Genomic DNA, 16313 nt, shown 5'->3' with positions numbered 1-16313 from the left:
GTTTTCACTGTCAACCATGCGACAAAATAATCCCATTACTGTAGAATTTCGTCATGTCACCTTTAGCCGCAACCATCGCCCTTTAGTATCAAATCTTAATTTCTCGATTCACCAGGGCGAAGCCTTAGTATTACTCGGACGTAGTGGTAGCGGTAAAACTACAACCATGAAATTAATCAATCGCCTACTTACACCCACCCAAGGCGAAGTTTTATTTAATGGTATTCCTACAACTCAATGGGATGAAATTCAACTGCGGCGCAAAATTGGCTATGTGATTCAAGAAACTGGTTTGTTTCCCCATTTTAGTGTTGAACGCAATGTGGGTTTAGTCCCGGCTTTGGAAGGTTGGCAACCTAAACAAATTAAAGCGCGGGTTTATGAATTGTTACAATTGGTAGGCTTAGATCCTGGACAATTTGCAGGACGCTATCCCCATGAACTTTCGGGAGGACAAAAGCAACGGGTGGGTGTTGCTAGGGCTTTAGCTGCTGATCCGCCTGTATTATTGATGGATGAACCATTTGGCGCACTTGATCCCATCACCCGTTTAGAACTGCAACAAGAGTTTCGGCGGTTACAACAAGAATTAGGTAAGACAGTGGTGTTTGTCACCCACGATATTCAAGAAGCCTTTGTTTTAGCTTCACGTATTGGTTTAATGTATGACGGAGAATTGGTAGTATTGGGGACAAAGGATGAATTTAAGCGATCGCAACATCCAGAAAGTTTAGCTTTTCTTGAATGTCTGCGTTCTCTAGAAAATATATGAATGACTTTTTCCTGATCAAGTATGCCCCAGAAATCCTCCAACATACCTTAGAACATTTGTTCATGGTGAGTATTGCGATCGCAACTGCTACACTCATCGGTATTCCTTTAGGTATTTTAATCACCCGCAAAACTCATCTGCGTCAACCGATTCTCGGTATTGCCAATATTCTGCAAACTATCCCCAGTTTGGCTTTGTTTGGTTTACTGATTCCAGTCCCCGTAATTGGTGGTATTGGTGTTGTCCCCGCTATTGTGGCTTTAACTGTATATTCTTTTCTGCCAATAATTCGTAATACTTACACAGGTATTACAGGGGTAGACCCAGCAATTCGGGAAGCTGGTAAAGGTATGGGTATGACAGATAGACAGCTATTGTTACAGGTGGAAATCCCTTTGGCAATGGGTGTGATTTTGGCAGGTGTGCGGGTAGCAACAGTCATTGCTATTGGTATTGCAACTATTGCAGCCGCTATTGGTGCTGGTGGTTTGGGAGTATTTATTTTTCGCGGAATTGCTGTGGTAAATAATCAGTTAATTTTAGCTGGGGCTGTACCGGCGGCGGTAATTGCTTTACTGGCTGATTGGGGTATTGGTTGGGTGGAGAAAAAATTAAAAATTAAATAAATCAGGGGCTAGAGGCTAGAGGCTAGTAATCATGAAAAAGTTGTTGATATTATGTATTTTAACTTGTGTAATGGCGGTGGCGATCGCTAGTTGTAACTTCAAGACAAATATTACTAGTCGCGGTGATATTATTGTTGCTTCTAAAGATTTTACTGAACAAGATATTTTAGGTGAACTTTTAGCCCAACAAATCGAAGATACTACTAATTTAACAGTTGCTCGTCGTCCTCGTTTGGGTGGTACTTTTGTTTGTCATAATGCTATTCTTGCTGGACAAATTGATGCTTATATTGAATATACAGGTACGATTTTTACTTCTATTTTGAAACAAGAAGTTATTAATGACCCGCAAATAGTACATGAGAAAATACAACAAGCTTATTCCGATAAATTTAACCTAGAAGTAATGCCAAGTCTAGGTTTTGAAAATACGTTTGCGATGATTGTCCGGGGTGAAGATGCTAGACGCTACAACATTCAAACCCTCTCGGAAGCTGCTAAATATACACCCCAGTGGCGCGGTGGGTTTGGTTACGAGTTTTTAGAACGAGAAGATGGTTTTCCAGGATTAGCTACAACCTACAATTTGAGTTTTGCTAGACCTCCCCAAATTATGGACTTGGGTTTGATATATCGGGCTTTGATGCAAAAACAGGTGGATATGATTGCAGGAAATTCTACAGATGGGCAAATCTCTCGTTTGGGTTTAGTAGTACTGCAAGATGACCAAAAATATTTTCCACCTTATGAAGCTGCACCAATTGTTCGGCAAGAAACTTTAACTAAATATCCCCAATTAAAAAATGCCATCAATCAACTGACTGGAAAAATTACAGCCGATGAAATGCGGCAGTTAAATTATTTAGTCGAGGGGGAATTACAAGATATTAAAGATGTTGTCCGCGAGTTTCGTAAATCTAAAAACATGTTTTAAAAGTTAGTTATGCTTCTTGAATATTTACCGATGCAATTATTCAACATTTTGGTTAAATAATGATTAGGGATGTTTTATTTTCTTTGAGATTTACGTCTTGAATTTCTACAATTGCATTGCGAATAGATGCAATCCCAGAATTTGTTAATCGCTGTTCTATATGATTCTTAATTAAATGTATCAATAAAATTTTCAGAAAAGACTTAATCTGCCGCAAAATTGCCTTTTTGCTCATCCCCTCTAATTCATCAACAATTGCCAAAGCATCTGCATAACGTCCTTGTAAGATGCTATTTCTGAGGTCAGTGAGTTCCTGTGTCATTGTTTACCATTTACCATCTCCCTGCTTTCCAATCTTCACCACCGGGTAACTGAGTTAAAGTATTCGCCATAATTGCGGGTAATTGTTTCGCTGAATAGGCATATGTAAGGGTTAAAAACTTGAAAGCATTCTCAATTATCTCAGTTCTATTGATAACATCAGCTAATTGAAATTGACTGTACTTTCCATTCATCACTTCCAAACTAGCATCAGCTATAGCATCTTCAATTACTTCCTCTTCTATTAAATTTACCCATTCGTCTTGATTGACATAATAAGATGTTTTATTTTCCTTGAGATTCACTTCTTGAATTTCTCGAATTGAGTTGCGAATAGAAGCTACCCAAGAATTTGTTAATCGCTGCTCTATTTGATTTTTAATTAAATGTATCAATAAAATTTTCAGAAAAGACTTAATCTGCCGCAAAATTGCCTTTTTGCTCATCCCCTCTAATTCATCAACAATTGCCAAAGCATCTGCGTAACGTCCTTGCAAAATACTATGTCTGAGGTCTGTTAATTCTTGTGTCATTATCTACCTCCATGACCAACGTATTAGCGTAATATACATGATATTCACTATTATTATAATGTTGCTTTTAATGAAAATACGACTATAAATCGAGTGGTTTATTGGGAGAATCCCAATTTGGCAAAAATATCAGCAACTGACGTAAAAACCTGATTATACTTTCTTAGCTTTACGTCTTTGCGGTATCCGCTACGCATTGGCAGAGCTTTTGCTTTAGCGATAAGTTATTTTACCCCCTTGAGTAAGCCAAAATTTAGTAAATAAATTAAAATTACAGATTTAGGATACTCCCAGTTTATTTTTATTCTTACCTGGAAAATACTTATTCAATATGGACAAATTGCCCCCAAAGCAGCTGCTTGAAAGTATTTATCAGCAACTATTACCTACCTTACAAATTGAAAGTATCAATCCCCGTAATCCCATCAAGGTTAGTTATCTTCCACAACCTTGGCGACTACTTGGCACAGGAAATTACGCTGCTGTAGTTTATCACCCTGACTACCCTGACTCTGTAGTCAAAATTTATGCCCCCGGACGACCAGGCTATGAAGAGGAAGTAGAAGTTTACCGTCGTCTAGGTTCTCATCCGGCTTTCTCCGAGTGTTTGTATGCCAAAGATTGCTTTTTAGTCTTGAAACGGCTTTATGGAACAACGCTCTATGATTGTCTGCACTTGGGTTTACCTATTCCCAAACAAGTAATACGGGACATTGATAAAGCTCTCGACTATGCCCAAAGTCGCGGACTCTACCCTCACGATGTCCACGGTCGTAATGTCATGATGCACCAAGGACGAGGATTAGTTGTAGACATCTCAGATTTTTTGCATCAAGAAGCCTGTTCAAAGTGGAAGGATTTGAAAAAAGCTTATTACTGGTTCTATCTTCCCGTATTGTCTCCACTGCGACTGCGTGTGCCATACTCTGCCTTAGATATGAGCCGCAAATGTTATCGTCTAGGAACTTCTTTTAAAACTTCCTGTTGTCAATTAGTCCGAAGATTAGGTCACTTTAAATATTTAAATCGCTAGTTTAACCCTTTATATACTCCGCGTAGCAGTACTAGTCTTTTACAGCGGTTTTTGAGTGGGTATACCAACACCACGGGGAAAACCATCTGGCGTATTTGCTATTTTACGCATATATAAACAATGACGAATGCTGTCACTGAGGGGAGTAGTAAATTTATCAATTAATTCAATCACTCCACCTAGTTTTTTCACAGCATATTGTAAAGCTGTTGTTTCTTCATCTGTCCAATTACCACGATAAATCACAGCTAAACCACCCTGTTTCAGCAATGGTAGGACATATTCAGCACAGACTGAAGCATTACCCACAGCACGAATTAAAGCTACATCATAGTTTTGGCGATGCTGGTTTTGATGACCTATTTCTTCGGCTCTAGTAATCACAGTGTTGGCATTTTTTAAATTAATTTCAGTTAATAATTTTTCTAAAAAATTAATTTTTTTGCGCGTTGAATCTACAAGAGTAATTGTGCCATTAGGCAGGGTAATTGCTATCGGCACACCGGGAAAACCTGCACCTGTACCAATATCAATAACAGATGCGTTCTCTGAAAATTTCGAGATAAATTTTTGTTGTGGTGCAATTCCTCGCAGCGAATCCCAAAGATGTTTTTCCCAAAATTCTTGCGGGTCAGTAATGCGAGTTAAATTTAACTGACGATTACCTTCTAGGATTAAATCATAAAGCTGCTGAAATTGTTGCTGCTGCTGTTGTGTGGGTTGCCAATTCAACGTTTGCTGCCAAATTTCCGTCATTTCCGGAAGCAGAAGAGTAGAGTTAGTCATGAGTTGTGAGTCATTAGTCATTGGGAATTAACTTATCACCTATTATTTACTCCCTACTCCCTACTTCCCATTATTTACACTGCTGCTTGTGGTTCTTTAACCTTCGCTGCTAGCATTTCGGGGTCTACTGATTGTAATTCACCGTGGTTCAGTGTCCAACAACAATCTGCGATCGCCAGCATATCTCCAGCATCATGAGTCACTACTAACAGTGTCCAATGTTGTTTGAGTTTCGCTAATAAATTAACTAATTGCCGACGCATTGACCAGTCCAAGCCGGCTGTAGGTTCGTCTAATAACAATACATTTGGTTGACGAATTAATTGCACCGCCAAAGCTAAACGCCTTTGTTGACCACCACTCAAAGCATGGGGTGCTGTGGAGAGCGATAAATGCTCTAATCCTACTTCACTTAATGCCTGCTTAACTCTCTGGGAGCCTAATTCGGGATGCCCTAAACGCAATTCTTCTAAAATTGTCCCACCGCAAAAGTGACGTTCGGGAAACTGAAAGACTAATCCAGCCAATTGTTGTAGCTGTTCAGGTATCAGTTCTTGTTCTCGCCAAAATAGTGCGCCAGAAGTTGGTTCAGCTAGTCCAGATAAAATTTCTAATAAAGTACTTTTGCCAGAACCACTCGGCCCGATAATCAAACCAAGTTTTTGGGGTGCTAATTGTAGGTTAATTGACTTGAGAATCGCTGTGGGGCTAGCTGTGGGATGATAATTTAGATCTTTAAGATAGAGCATTTGTGAAAAAAATAGAGAGTAGGGAGTAGCAAGTAAAGAGTAGGGAGTGGGAAAAGATTATGATGGCATGGATTTTAGTCCACTAAAGTGGACTAGAAGCTATTCGCGAGGAAATAAATTTCTGGACGGGAGATTTAAGGTAATAATAAAAACCAAACCTGTTTCTGCTTTCCATTGTTACAGACTTACCTTTAACCAAGGCTACAAAAATCATGGGAACTTGGCAAATTAACGGCAGTCAACCTGTGTAGAATATTTGGGCTAAAGCAGACGCAAGTTATAGTTAACCGTCCTTTGCATTTTAAGTATCATTTAGAACTATTTCAACAGCAAGTGTGCTGAGAATTACAATGACTGAACGGTGTTCTACTCCTCAACCAATAGCATTTGCCAGACTCTCGCGGCTCTCTCAGACAGCCTTTGCCGCAGCGATCGCCCTCAATTTATGGGTGAATCCCTCTCTAGCTGCCGATCCATTTCGGACTAACGAACCGCGTAACATTGGCGACAACACAGAAGCAGCTTTTAAAGCAGTTTTTCAACAAGGTGATTATCTCGCCGCCGAGCGTCACTTGCAACAAGCAATATCCACTGAGCCAAATGAACCTCTAGCTTATGCGATGAAGGCATCTTTAGCATACGCCAACAAAGACTTAGCTACACTAGACACTTACAGCAAAAAAACTTTAGAAGCCGGACAAAAGTTGATTGCTACTGATCAATTACGTGGCAACGTGTACACTGCTGTCGGACACTTTTTGGAAGGGGCAGTAATTCTTACCCGTGAAGGTACCCTCAAAGGTGCGCCCCAAGCTTTAACTAGACTACGGCAAGTCTATCAACATTTAGATAGAGCAGAAGCGATCGCACCTCAAGATCCAGAACTGAATTTACTCAAGGGCTATATGGATTTGATGCTAGCCGTCAATTTACCCTTTGCCAGTCCCGATGATGCCATCGACAGGTTAAAGACAAATGCCGCCCCGCAGTACTTGGCAGAGCGTGGCATTGCTCTTGCTTATCGTGACCTAAAACGCTACCCCCAAGCTTTAGAGTATGTGAACCGTGCTTTAAATACAACATCTGATAACCCAGAGTTGTATTATCTTAAAGCCCAAATCCTCAGAAAACAGGGACAAAACGATAAAAGCCAGTCACTGATTAAAGAAGCGATCGCCAACTTTGACAAAGCCTTAACTAAAAGAACCCAACTCCCAGCCACTTTAGTCAGACAAATTGAGCGTGAACGCAACAATACGATGAATAGCCTCAATGCTATGGGTGGTTAATTTAGATAAAGCGTGGTGACAAGGGGATGAGGGAAAAAAACTAAAATACTTCCCCATTCCCCACCTCCTCATCCTGATATGCTTATTACTAATCAAGATATTTGACCGTAATGCAAATTCAGTTCCGCGAGATTAATCCTTTTGATGTGTGGATTTGGCTGAAATTCAGCACAGTTCCTTCTGGACGAGAAAAACAATATGTAGAAGAAGTTTTTAATTCTTGGTTTTATTTGGGCAAACTGGGTGCATTTAATGCCGAAAATCTCCAGGTACAAGACACTGGACTGGAAATTAGCTACATGAATTATGACCAACAAGGTTATGACAAAAGCTTGGTTGCATTAATGCACAATATGGGTGAATTTGAGTATGAGGGACAGTGGGCGCGTTGTTGGTTTGACTTGGGAACCAGTGATGCGATCGCTCTTGATATATTAATCAATGCCCTCACCCAGCTAAATCAGGAATATGTCACTATTGAGGATTTGTACATTGGCGGCGAAAATGAAGATTGGCCTGTCGAGGATAGCGATAGCCATTATTCCTCTACTTATGATAATTAGTGACAACAATGAGCAAAGCAAACGAAATTCGGGTATTAGCCTTGGGGCTGATTCGGGATGGTGAACGTATTTTTGTTTCTGAAGGTTATGACCCCGTAAAACAAGAAACATTCTATCGCGCTTTGGGTGGTGGGGTTGATTTGGGTGAAACTAGCCAAGCTGCTTTAAAAAGAGAATTTCAAGAGGAAATCCAAGCAGACTTAATAAATATTCGCTACTTAGGTTGTATAGAAAATATATTTACATTTAACGGTAGGCAAGGTCACGAAATTATTCAACTTTACCAATGTGATTTTGCTGACACTAAATTTTATCAATTAGAAAGCTTAATATTTTCTGAATCAGAACATCATAAACATAAGGCACTGTGGTTAGATATTTCTCGGTTTAAATCAGCTGAACTAAAATTAGTTCCCGAAGAATTTTTCAAATATTTATAAATAATTACGAATTTCTAATCATATCTATCCTTTTTTGATTTAATTACTTTGAGGACATCATCATGCTGTTGACCTTCTATGATGTCTTTCAAATGTATTTTTCCTTCAATATATTGAATATGGATACGCCATCCAGATATTTTATCAATATCGGCTCTGTATATTGCTTGTTTAATACCAGTGACTTTATGGAGTCTTGTCTTCGGGAAATTTCGGGTTCTGTGACATTCATTGTCTTCTAGTTCAGCCAAAGCTTCAAGAAAATCATATTTTAGGTTGTTTGGCAAAATCTTCATCGCCTCATTAATCACACCATACTCGTCTAGAAGAGGTTTGATTTGTGACATTAGCGCAAATTAACCTTAACCTCTTGATTTTCCACCGTAAAATCTTGGTAAAGTGACTCTGCAACTGAATTGTATGCTTTTGGTGCATCTTCGGGCTTGACAACTCTAAATAAAGTTATCAGTATCCTTTCAAATATTGGATCATCATCAATAGTTAGAATTATCCTAATTTTTTCATTAATTCTCAAAGAATATATGGAAGAATCGTAGTTTTCATTGAGCCTAATTTCTCTTAGTTGTGTACTATTTTGATAAATTAAATTTTTCTCTTCAGAGAGAAGTTCCATATATCGATTCAGTTTTTTAATAATCTTAAATTTTTCTGTGTTACTAAATTTCTCTAAATCTTGTTCAAACTCTTTTGTTGACTCAATGAGTATATCCATCGCATTATCTCCTAGACGGAAATCCCCAACTTACTTCAAATTTAGCGTAGAGCTATCAATAATTGAAGTGTTCCCAGTGTGGTAATTCAAGGTGAGAAATTTTTGTTATTTTTTCAGTTGTCTGACGCGTAAATTTGTTTACTGGATACTAAAACCCCATTCTTCTACGAGTTGAGAAACTGTTCTGCGTAATTTTTAACAGTACGGTAGTGTGGAATACCCTACTTATTCGTCGGTTAGCACACTAAAGAACTAGATTGCCACTTTTGTAGAAATAACGTTATATTTATTTACATAAAGTTACAAATTTTAAATTAAGAGGTTCGCCATGACTATTTTAATTGCATTATTGACCGTAGGTTGGGTGGCTGCTTCAGTCTTAGGCTCTTTGGCTTATTTCCTCGGAGAACAGAGTAAGCCCATCCATGAACGTAACTGGCGTTCTGAGTCTTTTGAACAGTTAGCCAAATCGATTACTGGTATGGATACAGACTATGGTGTTCGTGTCCCAGCTTATGCAATGGACGCCTACACTAGCCGTAATCTTTCCCGCTAACATCTGTCTGCCGAAATGTGGATAAATTTAACCCCCAGCATCAAGACTGGGGGTTTTGCTTTTTTAAGTTAAGCCAAATTAATCCAACTACTACAACGGACGATAGACGCGATAGTTGATTTCGGGGAAGATATTATCCATTAATTCGACTTTTTCCAACCAACCACTATCGACTTTGCCGATTTTCACGTCTTCGTAGAGCTTATTGAACCGCATCAAGTGCGATCGCGTCCTTCTTACGGCATAGGGTACCATTGTTCCCGTCCGCATAATAAACGCCCAGTCAGAAGATTGTGCTAGTAAGAGTTCCCGCGCGGCTTGGTTCAGTGCTTTTTCCTGCAATTTATCTTCAGCTTCTATGCGTGATATTTCAATCATCCGTTCGGCTGCTTTGTGCAAATGTGGATAAATCCAAGCATTTGTATCATTTAGCCAATACTCATGGAAACCCTTAAAGCCCCAACTTGACTGTGAAGGGCGACACACTTGCTGCGTCGGTTCTGCCCGCAAATAATCAGCCAGATGAGTCATTTGATAAGTTCCTTGGTCATACCATGACTTGCGGAACAGGTAATCAATGAACCAAGGGCCTTCATACCACCAATGTCCAAACAATTCGGCATCATAGGGCGAAACAATAATTGGAGGACGACCCATAATACCGTGTAAATGCTCGGCTTGGCGCTCACGGTTATACATGAAATTATCTGCGTGTTCTGCTGCCTTTTCTCTCGCCCAATAAGGGTCGTAGAGTGCCTTATCCGAAAGCCCTAAACCACGTCCAGTAATTTTGTGATACTTAATGCCCGTATTTTTCCGTTGACCGTTGGGCATGATATAAGGCTTAATGTACTCATATTCTGCTTCCCAGCCCAAATCTTTGTAAAATTCCCGATATTCTGCCGCACCAGGATAGCCAACTTCTGAAGACCATACCTGTTGGGAAGATTCATGATCTCGGCCAAAAGCCGCCACACCGGTTTCTGTAAAAATCGGGGCATAAGTGCCAAAACGTGGGCGAGGACGAGCATATAAAATCCCATGTCCATCGGTGAGGAAATAGCGCAAACCAGCATCTGCCAGCATTCGCTCAAGACCTTCATAATAGGCGCATTCCGGCAACCAAATACCTCTGGGTGCTTGTCCAAAGGTTTGCTCATAGTGTTCACAAGCCACCTGAATTTGTGCCCACACAGCTTGCGGATACATTTTCATTAATGGCATGTAGCCATGAGTAGCACCGCAAGTGATAATTTCTAAATTGTTACTATCTTGGAACTGCTTAAAAGCTGTTACTAAATCACCTTTGTAGCGTTCCCATAGCTCACGCGCTTCATTAAACTCAGCGGCGTAATGTTCAGCTAAATAACGAATATGCCCATTGTGGACATTACGTTCAGCTTCTAGTTCTGTAAGTTCTTCTAGTTTGGCTAAGTGCGCGTCATAGCGTTCTTGCAATAGGGGATCACGGAGCATGGACACTAGAGGTGGTGTCATACTCATGGTGATTTTAAAGTCGATACCGTCTCGCTTTAAGCCCTCGAATACTTTCAATAAAGGAATGTATGTTTCGGTAATGGCTTCATAGAGCCATTCTTCCTCCAGCACGTAGTCACTTTCTGGGTGACGAACGAAGGGCAGATGTGCATGAAGTACAAGGGCGACGTAGCCGATAGCCATAGTGATTTTGGGGTAGTACTTGTAAGTTTAAGGACGAGGGGTTTGGCGAAATTAACAATATTTTAAGACTTTATGGGGATCGTGAGAGTAGTTTTCTCTTAGCTGTATTAACGTTTATTTTTCCATCTATGCTATTGTGCCAAACCCGACTCTATGTCCTAAGTATCATTGCTCTTCGCTTTCTTGATACAAGTGTTCTAATTCTTGCAACTGTGTTTTCCGAGATACGCGACGATACTTTTTACTCTCTAACTTCGGTTCGTACTGTTGCTTACCCTTGCCTTTAGTTTTCATCTTCAGCGTTGATTCGGGATCGGCTTGTTGGTTAAGATGAGTTTGCCGCGCGATCGCTTCATCTAAAAATTCCAAATAATGTGCATACCTTTCCCAGTCGCCGCGCACCACACAATCAGGTTCATCACGATGTAGACAATTACTAAATCGACAGCTAGCCTCAGCTAACGGCTTTCTAGCTTCTGGGAAATAATAGATTAATTCTTCCGGGCGACAATCCAAATCAGGCTGATTGAAACCGGGAGTATCTGCCAGTAAGCCTCCATCTGGCATTTCAAATAATTCTACATGGCGGGTGGTATGACGACCACGGGCTAATTTACCGGAAACTTCCCCCACGCGCAGGTTAACAGTGGGAATCAGCGCATTAATGAGGCTAGATTTGCCCACACCGGAAGGCCCAGCAATTACTGTAATTTGGTTGCTCAGATAATGAGCTAATTTGTCAATATTTATGCCATTTTGGACGCTAATAAATAAAGGTTTATAGCCCCATGCCCGTAGGCGATCGCTTATTTCTTGTTGTCCCTGTGGTGAAACTAAATCACATTTATTCAAACATAAAAGCACATCCACATCAGTAGACTCAGCTTTCAGCAGAAACCGACTTAATTGGTAAGGTTCTAGTGGCGGATCAGCAACAGCAAACACCAGCAGAATTTGGTCAACATTAGCGATCGCCGGACGATCCAATTGGCTGGAACGGGGTAGAACATCAGAAATTGCTCCTCTCCCCCCAGACCAATCTGGTTCTTCCACAACCACGCGATCGCCCACCATTACCTGTTGCCCGATTTTTTTTAGGCGGGTTCTGCGAGTACAGAGGAGGATGGGAGTTGGTAGTTGGGAAGAATCATTTTCTTGTTCCCCCCTGCCCCCTGCCTCTTCTACGTCCAGCTGTACGCGATAAAAATTGGCCTGCACGGCTAGCACCGTACCAATTAACTGTCCGGTAGTAGAAATATTATCTACTGTCATTGGGCAGTAACAGGACGGCGGACTAGCAAGGCAAAATAGCCCTCGCAATCTGTAATTTTCTCAACATGATAACCTGCCATTGTCAAGCTATCAGGAACTTGCTCAATTGGTTCTCCAGAGTCTAGCCATACTTCCAGCAAACCTCCTGGCGACATTTTTTCCAGATATAATTTTGTTCGTACGAAGTTAATGGGACAAGGTGTGCCACGTAGATCAAGTTGAGCATCAGGAGATGAAAGGGAGGATAAAATCATTACTTAAATAGATTTCCCAAAAATCCTTCTAGACCACCTTTACCGGTACGGTCTCCCTTGATTTTAGCCAGTTTCTCCAGCAATTCTCTTTCCTCTGGGGTCACCTTGTTAGGAATGTCAATTAATACCGTCAGCATATGATCTCCACGACTGACAGGATTACCTAACCGGGGTACGCCTCGATTTTCCAACTTCATCACTGTATTTGGCTGGGTACCGGCGGGAATAATCAATTCCACTGGCCCGTCTACTGTCTCTACCTCCAAACGACATCCTAAAATTGCTTGCAGGTAACTGACTTTAATTTCTGAGAGAACATTAATTCCATCCCGTTGGAATTCTTCATCTTCATTGACAAATAAGTAAACATACAAATCTCCAGGAGGGCCACCACGTTGTCCTGCATCCCCTTCTTGGGAGATTCGCAAGCGTGTACCATTGTCCACTCCAGCCGGAATGGTGATTTTTAGTTTCTTGGGTACTTGATTTGTGCCCTTACCGTCACAAGCATCACACTTGTCTTCAATTACCATGCCCGTACCGTTACAGGTGGGACAAGTCGAAACTTGAGTAAAGCTGCCAAAAGGCGTTCTCGTAACACGGCGTACTTGACCCGATCCGCTACAAGTTGAACAAGTGCGTGGACGAGTTCCCGCTTTAGCACCAGAACCACCACAAACGTCACACACTTCTAGATGCGAAATGCGAATTTCCTTTTCGCCACCAAATACCGCTTCACGAAAGTCTAATTTTAGGTCTAGCCTTAAGTCGTCACCTCGTACTGGCCCGCTGCGCCGTCTTTGTGTTGGGCCACCCACGCCGCTACCAGCAAAGCCGCTAAAGATACTTTCAAAGATATCGGCAAAACCGCCCATATCCCCCATATCTTGGAAGCCTGCACCAGCAGCAGCAGCACCTGAAACACCAGCTTCACCAAAACGGTTATAACGCTCTCGCACATCTGGCTCAGAAAGCACTTCATAAGCGCGGTTAATTTCCTTAAACCGATCTTCCGCTCCCGGTTCTTTGTTCACATCTGGGTGATACTTCCGGGCTAAACGGCGGTAGGCTTGTTTGATGTCTTCTTTGTCGGCGTCACGAGAGACACCCAGAATTTCGTAATAGTCGCGGGCCATATAACAAAGGTAAAAGTTAGGAGGAAGAAAGCAGAAGGCATTAAACGCCACAGTCATTTACTACCCTACGGTAAGCCGTATCTTGGAAAAGCGACTACCTGTAAAATTAAGGTAATCAGTCTGTTAACCCAAGGGTCAAAACTTTTTCAAGTTACTTGTTTTTGTAACGTAGATCCTGAGTTGGGCGGCTTGCCGGAAGCTAGGTAGAAGGCAAAAATAAATTTTTATTAATATATTGATTTTACCTTTTACTTTTGACAAAAATCACCAGCAAGTTGGAAGCAACAGTTACTTTCCTCATCAAATACAACAAAAGCTGCCAAAGTTAGGAGCAGAGCCTGTCTCTTTTACAATTGTGCTACTTAGTAGGGTCAAAACACGCTGATAAACCATAGGAGCTAGCCGTACCTAATGGTGCGGAAAACCCTCCAGATAAAATTTAAGCGCATCTGTACTGGTACACTGTCTAGCCCACGGCAATTCGCTTTTATAATCTAGCAAAATTAGGGACTAGGGACTAGTGAAGTTTTGATTTACCTCTAACCTCTAGCCTCTAGCCTCTCAAATTAATCTATTGCTTCATAATCAGCCTGTGAGGTACTTTCTTCATCAAAATCAAAGTTAAATTGAGGTATTAGGGTGCCATTCATGGGTTGCTCTGATTCAGATGTCAACAGACTATCTGGAGCTTCTTCAACTTTTTCACTATCTTGGTCGTTAGCTCGATTATAGACATCAGCACCAATGGCAAATAAAGTTTCTTGGAAGTCATCTAAGCACTGTTGAAATTCTATGAGCGAGATGCTGGGATTTGTCATTACAGCTTGGAGTTGCGCGACTTTTTCGGTGGCTGAAGCTTTCATCTGCTCACCAATAAAGACGCCGTTATCCTTTAAGGTGGATTCGTAACTGAATAAGAGATTATCTGCTTGGTTTTTGAGCGCAACTAGTTCTTTACGTTTTTTATCTTCCTCAGCAAATACTTCGGCTTCTTGCCGCATCTTTTCTACTTCGTTGGTACTCAAACCACCGGTATTGGTAATCCGAATACTTTGCTCTCGACCAGTGCCTTTATCTTGGGCTGCAACTTTGAGGATACCGTTGACATCAATTTCAAAAGATACCTCTATTTGTGGCACTCCACGGGATGCAGGGGGAATTCCTGTCAGCAGAAATTTACCCAAACTCTTGTTATCCCTTGCCATTGCCCGTTCACCTTGGAGGACATGAATTTCTACTGATGTTTGCCCATCAACGGCAGTAGAAAACACTTGGGATTTACTGGTGGGAATTGTGGTGTTACGTTCGATAATTTTGGTAAATACCTCGCCTAAGGTTTCAATTCCTAAAGATAAGGGTGTAACGTCTAGTAACAACAGATTATCGACTTCACCACCCAGTACCCCTGCTTGAATCGCCGCTCCTAGAGCTACTGCTTCATCTGGGTTAATAGAGCGATCGGGTGCTTTACCATGAAAAAACTTGACGAGGGCATTTTGAACCGCGGGAATGCGGGTGGAACCACCTACTAAAATAATCCGGTCTATGTCTTGTGCTTGGAGATCTGCATCTTTGAGAGCTTGAATCATCGGTTCGATGGTGGCTTCAATTAACCGCCCTGCCAGTTCTTCAAATTGAGCGCGGCTGAGTTCCATTTCTAGATGCTTGGGCCCACTCTCATCGGCAGTGATAAATGGCAAATTGATGGAGGTACTCGCCATGCTGGAGAGTTCAATTTTTGCCTTTTCTGCTGCTTCCCTGAGGCGTTGCAGTGCCATTTTATCGAGGGAGAGGTCGATTTCTTCTTCTTGCTGGAAGTGTTTGATCATCCAGTTGACGATAGAGTTATCAAAATCATCTCCGCCTAAGTGGTTGTTACCACAAGTTGCTTTAACTTCAAAAACTCCGTCTCCCAATTGCAGGATAGACACATCAAAGGTGCCGCCTCCCAAGTCGAATACTAAAATCAACTGTTCTTGGTCTTGCTTTTCCAAACCAAAGGCTAAAGCAGCCGCAGTTGGTTCATTAATGATTCGCAAAACTTCTAGTCCGGCAATGGTACCCGCATCTTTGGTTGCTTGTCGTTGAGCATCTGTAAAATAGGCTGGTACGGTAATTACTGCCTGAGTTACAGCTTCACCTAAAAAATTTTCCGCATCCTGCTTGAGTTTTTGCAGAACCATTGCGGAAATTTCTTGAGGAGTATAATTGCGTTCCCGAATTTGCACATCAACGGTATCGTCTCGGCCTTTGATACAGGCATAAGGCACGCGACTGCGTTCTGTTTCAGTATCTTCCCAGCGACGACCGATGAATCGCTTGATACTGTAAATTGTGTTTTCAGCATTAGTTACGGCTTGGCGCTTTGCCAGTTGACCGACCAAGCGATCGCCACCTTTCCCAAATCCTACAATACTAGGCGTGGTACGTCCGCCTTCGGAGTTGGAGATCACAATCGGTTGACCACCTTCCAAAACTGCGACGCAACTGTTTGTAGTGCCTAAGTCGATCCCAATAACTTTTCCCATACGTACAGTATTTTTACTGAGTGCTGCTGCCGTGATTTTTCGCGGACTATATTTTGTATGGGCTAAAGCTTACGGTAACGTCTGTGGAACTCCTCTTGGGAGCAGTTG

18 protein-coding genes and 1 pseudogene are annotated in these 16313 nt (G+C 41.5%); 8 read left to right on the top strand and 11 right to left on the bottom strand.

Annotated features, from left to right (window positions below):
* Positions 1 to 16 precede the first annotated feature (16 nt).
* From ACM0OT_RS04740 to ACM0OT_RS04730, 3 genes are read left to right on the top strand one after another with little or no spacing between them, the layout of a single operon-like run.
* Positions 17 to 772 (top strand): ATP-binding cassette domain-containing protein, encoded by a 756-nt coding sequence (locus ACM0OT_RS04740; RefSeq protein ID WP_414563167.1) that lies wholly within the window; start codon positions 17 to 19, stop codon positions 770 to 772.
* Complete coding sequence (locus tag ACM0OT_RS04735) at positions 769 to 1398, top strand: ABC transporter permease (protein ID WP_414563165.1); 630 nt, start codon at positions 769 to 771, stop codon at positions 1396 to 1398. Before ACM0OT_RS04740 ends, ACM0OT_RS04735 begins: the two co-directional genes overlap by 4 nt.
* 31 nt (positions 1399 to 1429) lie before the next feature.
* A complete protein-coding gene (locus ACM0OT_RS04730) occupies positions 1430 to 2332 on the top strand; it encodes a glycine betaine ABC transporter substrate-binding protein (RefSeq protein WP_414563164.1) in 903 nt (300 codons plus the stop codon).
* 58 nt (positions 2333 to 2390) lie between these two features.
* Here ACM0OT_RS04730 and ACM0OT_RS04725 read toward each other — a convergent pair.
* Positions 2391 to 2654 (bottom strand): annotated as a pseudogene (locus ACM0OT_RS04725) (DUF29 family protein); the annotation flags it as partial.
* 10 nt (positions 2655 to 2664) lie between these two features.
* A complete protein-coding gene (locus tag ACM0OT_RS04720; protein WP_414563162.1) occupies positions 2665 to 3186 on the bottom strand; it encodes a DUF29 family protein in 522 nt (173 codons plus the stop codon).
* Between the two features lie 331 nt (positions 3187 to 3517).
* On the opposite strand from ACM0OT_RS04720, the gene ACM0OT_RS04715 reads away from it, so the two are divergent.
* Complete coding sequence (locus ACM0OT_RS04715) at positions 3518 to 4219, top strand: serine/threonine protein kinase (protein WP_414563160.1); 702 nt, start codon at positions 3518 to 3520, stop codon at positions 4217 to 4219.
* Between the two features lie 39 nt (positions 4220 to 4258).
* Here ACM0OT_RS04715 and rsmG read toward each other — a convergent pair whose 3' ends face one another.
* Both rsmG and ACM0OT_RS04705 read right to left on the bottom strand, forming a co-directional pair.
* A complete protein-coding gene (rsmG, locus tag ACM0OT_RS04710) occupies positions 4259 to 5005 on the bottom strand; it encodes a 16S rRNA (guanine(527)-N(7))-methyltransferase RsmG (RefSeq protein WP_414563416.1) in 747 nt (248 codons plus the stop codon).
* Positions 5006 to 5079: 74 nt separating this feature from the next.
* A complete protein-coding gene (locus tag ACM0OT_RS04705) occupies positions 5080 to 5754 on the bottom strand; it encodes an ABC transporter ATP-binding protein (protein ID WP_414563158.1) in 675 nt (224 codons plus the stop codon).
* A gap of 350 nt (positions 5755 to 6104) precedes the next feature.
* Here ACM0OT_RS04705 and ACM0OT_RS04700 point away from each other — a divergent pair, with 350 nt between their 5' ends.
* The 3 genes from ACM0OT_RS04700 to ACM0OT_RS04690 all read left to right on the top strand — a co-directional run bounded on the left by ACM0OT_RS04700 (position 6105) and on the right by ACM0OT_RS04690 (position 8046).
* Positions 6105 to 7043 (top strand): Sll0314/Alr1548 family TPR repeat-containing protein, encoded by a 939-nt coding sequence (locus ACM0OT_RS04700; RefSeq protein WP_414563157.1) that lies wholly within the window; start codon positions 6105 to 6107, stop codon positions 7041 to 7043.
* Between the two features lie 110 nt (positions 7044 to 7153).
* Positions 7154 to 7606, top strand: a complete 453-nt coding sequence (locus tag ACM0OT_RS04695) for a DUF3531 family protein (RefSeq protein WP_414563155.1) — start codon at positions 7154 to 7156, stop codon at positions 7604 to 7606.
* Positions 7607 to 7614: 8 nt separating this feature from the next.
* The gene (locus tag ACM0OT_RS04690) at positions 7615 to 8046 is read left to right on the top strand and encodes an NUDIX hydrolase (protein WP_414563153.1); all 432 of its coding nucleotides are present in this window, start codon (positions 7615 to 7617) and stop codon (positions 8044 to 8046) included.
* A gap of 14 nt (positions 8047 to 8060) precedes the next feature.
* Here the strand turns inward: ACM0OT_RS04690 and ACM0OT_RS04685 are convergent, their stop codons facing one another.
* Together ACM0OT_RS04685 and ACM0OT_RS04680 are read right to left on the bottom strand one after the other, a co-directional pair.
* Complete coding sequence (locus tag ACM0OT_RS04685) at positions 8061 to 8393, bottom strand: hypothetical protein (RefSeq protein WP_414563151.1); 333 nt, start codon at positions 8391 to 8393, stop codon at positions 8061 to 8063.
* The gene (locus tag ACM0OT_RS04680; RefSeq protein WP_414563150.1) at positions 8393 to 8779 is read right to left on the bottom strand and encodes a hypothetical protein; all 387 of its coding nucleotides are present in this window, start codon (positions 8777 to 8779) and stop codon (positions 8393 to 8395) included. The genes ACM0OT_RS04685 and ACM0OT_RS04680 overlap by 1 nt, the downstream gene beginning before the upstream one ends.
* 328 nt (positions 8780 to 9107) lie before the next feature.
* On the opposite strand from ACM0OT_RS04680, the gene ACM0OT_RS04675 reads away from it, so the two are divergent.
* Positions 9108 to 9335: a photosystem II protein, Psb35-related gene (locus ACM0OT_RS04675; RefSeq protein ID WP_414546228.1), complete on the top strand. Its 228-nt coding sequence runs from the start codon at positions 9108 to 9110 to the stop codon at positions 9333 to 9335.
* A 90-nt stretch (positions 9336 to 9425) separates the two neighbouring features.
* On the opposite strand, the gene ACM0OT_RS04670 is transcribed toward ACM0OT_RS04675, so the two are convergent.
* From ACM0OT_RS04670 to dnaK, 5 genes are all read right to left on the bottom strand, one after another.
* A complete protein-coding gene (locus ACM0OT_RS04670) occupies positions 9426 to 11015 on the bottom strand; it encodes a glycoside hydrolase family 57 protein (RefSeq protein ID WP_414546227.1) in 1590 nt (529 codons plus the stop codon).
* Between the two features lie 165 nt (positions 11016 to 11180).
* Positions 11181 to 12287 carry a small ribosomal subunit biogenesis GTPase RsgA gene (gene rsgA, locus ACM0OT_RS04665; RefSeq protein WP_414563147.1) on the bottom strand — a complete coding sequence of 369 codons (1107 nt, stop codon included), beginning with the start codon at positions 12285 to 12287 and terminating at the stop codon, positions 11181 to 11183.
* Positions 12284 to 12541: a sulfurtransferase TusA family protein gene (locus ACM0OT_RS04660; protein ID WP_414563145.1), complete on the bottom strand. Its 258-nt coding sequence runs from the start codon at positions 12539 to 12541 to the stop codon at positions 12284 to 12286. The genes rsgA and ACM0OT_RS04660 overlap by 4 nt, the downstream gene beginning before the upstream one ends.
* Positions 12541 to 13677 (bottom strand): molecular chaperone DnaJ, encoded by a 1137-nt coding sequence (gene dnaJ, locus ACM0OT_RS04655; protein WP_414544730.1) that lies wholly within the window; start codon positions 13675 to 13677, stop codon positions 12541 to 12543. The genes ACM0OT_RS04660 and dnaJ overlap by 1 nt, the downstream gene beginning before the upstream one ends.
* Before the next feature lie 566 nt (positions 13678 to 14243).
* A complete protein-coding gene (gene dnaK / locus ACM0OT_RS04650) occupies positions 14244 to 16205 on the bottom strand; it encodes a molecular chaperone DnaK (RefSeq protein WP_414563143.1) in 1962 nt (653 codons plus the stop codon).
* Positions 16206 to 16313 lie beyond the last annotated feature (108 nt).

This window comes from Anabaena sp. CCY 9613 (assembly GCF_963920895.1).
In the GTDB taxonomy this organism is placed as follows: Bacteria; Cyanobacteriota; Cyanobacteriia; order Cyanobacteriales; family Nostocaceae; genus Cyanocohniella.
Note: the sequence above shows the minus strand (reverse complement) of the source record. Positions and strands in the feature narration are given on the sequence as shown.

What these genes read in the sequence shown, in the direction of transcription:
- ACM0OT_RS04740 (WP_414563167.1), top strand. Translation starts at nt 17, where the DNA reads ATGCGACAAAATAATCCCATTACTGTAGAATTTCGTCATGTCACCTTT.
- ACM0OT_RS04735 (WP_414563165.1), top strand. Translation starts at nt 769, where the DNA reads ATGAATGACTTTTTCCTGATCAAGTATGCCCCAGAAATCCTCCAACAT.
- ACM0OT_RS04730 (WP_414563164.1), top strand. Translation starts at nt 1,430, where the DNA reads ATGAAAAAGTTGTTGATATTATGTATTTTAACTTGTGTAATGGCGGTG.
- ACM0OT_RS04720 (WP_414563162.1), bottom strand. Translation starts at nt 3,186, where the DNA reads ATGACACAAGAATTAACAGACCTCAGACATAGTATTTTGCAAGGACGT.
- ACM0OT_RS04715 (WP_414563160.1), top strand. Translation starts at nt 3,518, where the DNA reads ATGGACAAATTGCCCCCAAAGCAGCTGCTTGAAAGTATTTATCAGCAA.
- rsmG (WP_414563416.1), bottom strand. Translation starts at nt 5,005, where the DNA reads ATGACTAACTCTACTCTTCTGCTTCCGGAAATGACGGAAATTTGGCAG.
- ACM0OT_RS04705 (WP_414563158.1), bottom strand. Translation starts at nt 5,754, where the DNA reads ATGCTCTATCTTAAAGATCTAAATTATCATCCCACAGCTAGCCCCACA.
- ACM0OT_RS04700 (WP_414563157.1), top strand. Translation starts at nt 6,105, where the DNA reads ATGACTGAACGGTGTTCTACTCCTCAACCAATAGCATTTGCCAGACTC.
- ACM0OT_RS04695 (WP_414563155.1), top strand. Translation starts at nt 7,154, where the DNA reads ATGCAAATTCAGTTCCGCGAGATTAATCCTTTTGATGTGTGGATTTGG.
- ACM0OT_RS04690 (WP_414563153.1), top strand. Translation starts at nt 7,615, where the DNA reads ATGAGCAAAGCAAACGAAATTCGGGTATTAGCCTTGGGGCTGATTCGG.
- ACM0OT_RS04685 (WP_414563151.1), bottom strand. Translation starts at nt 8,393, where the DNA reads ATGTCACAAATCAAACCTCTTCTAGACGAGTATGGTGTGATTAATGAG.
- ACM0OT_RS04680 (WP_414563150.1), bottom strand. Translation starts at nt 8,779, where the DNA reads ATGGATATACTCATTGAGTCAACAAAAGAGTTTGAACAAGATTTAGAG.
- ACM0OT_RS04675 (WP_414546228.1), top strand. Translation starts at nt 9,108, where the DNA reads ATGACTATTTTAATTGCATTATTGACCGTAGGTTGGGTGGCTGCTTCA.
- ACM0OT_RS04670 (WP_414546227.1), bottom strand. Translation starts at nt 11,015, where the DNA reads ATGGCTATCGGCTACGTCGCCCTTGTACTTCATGCACATCTGCCCTTC.
- rsgA (WP_414563147.1), bottom strand. Translation starts at nt 12,287, where the DNA reads ATGACAGTAGATAATATTTCTACTACCGGACAGTTAATTGGTACGGTG.
- ACM0OT_RS04660 (WP_414563145.1), bottom strand. Translation starts at nt 12,541, where the DNA reads ATGATTTTATCCTCCCTTTCATCTCCTGATGCTCAACTTGATCTACGT.
- dnaJ (WP_414544730.1), bottom strand. Translation starts at nt 13,677, where the DNA reads ATGGCCCGCGACTATTACGAAATTCTGGGTGTCTCTCGTGACGCCGAC.
- dnaK (WP_414563143.1), bottom strand. Translation starts at nt 16,205, where the DNA reads ATGGGAAAAGTTATTGGGATCGACTTAGGCACTACAAACAGTTGCGTC.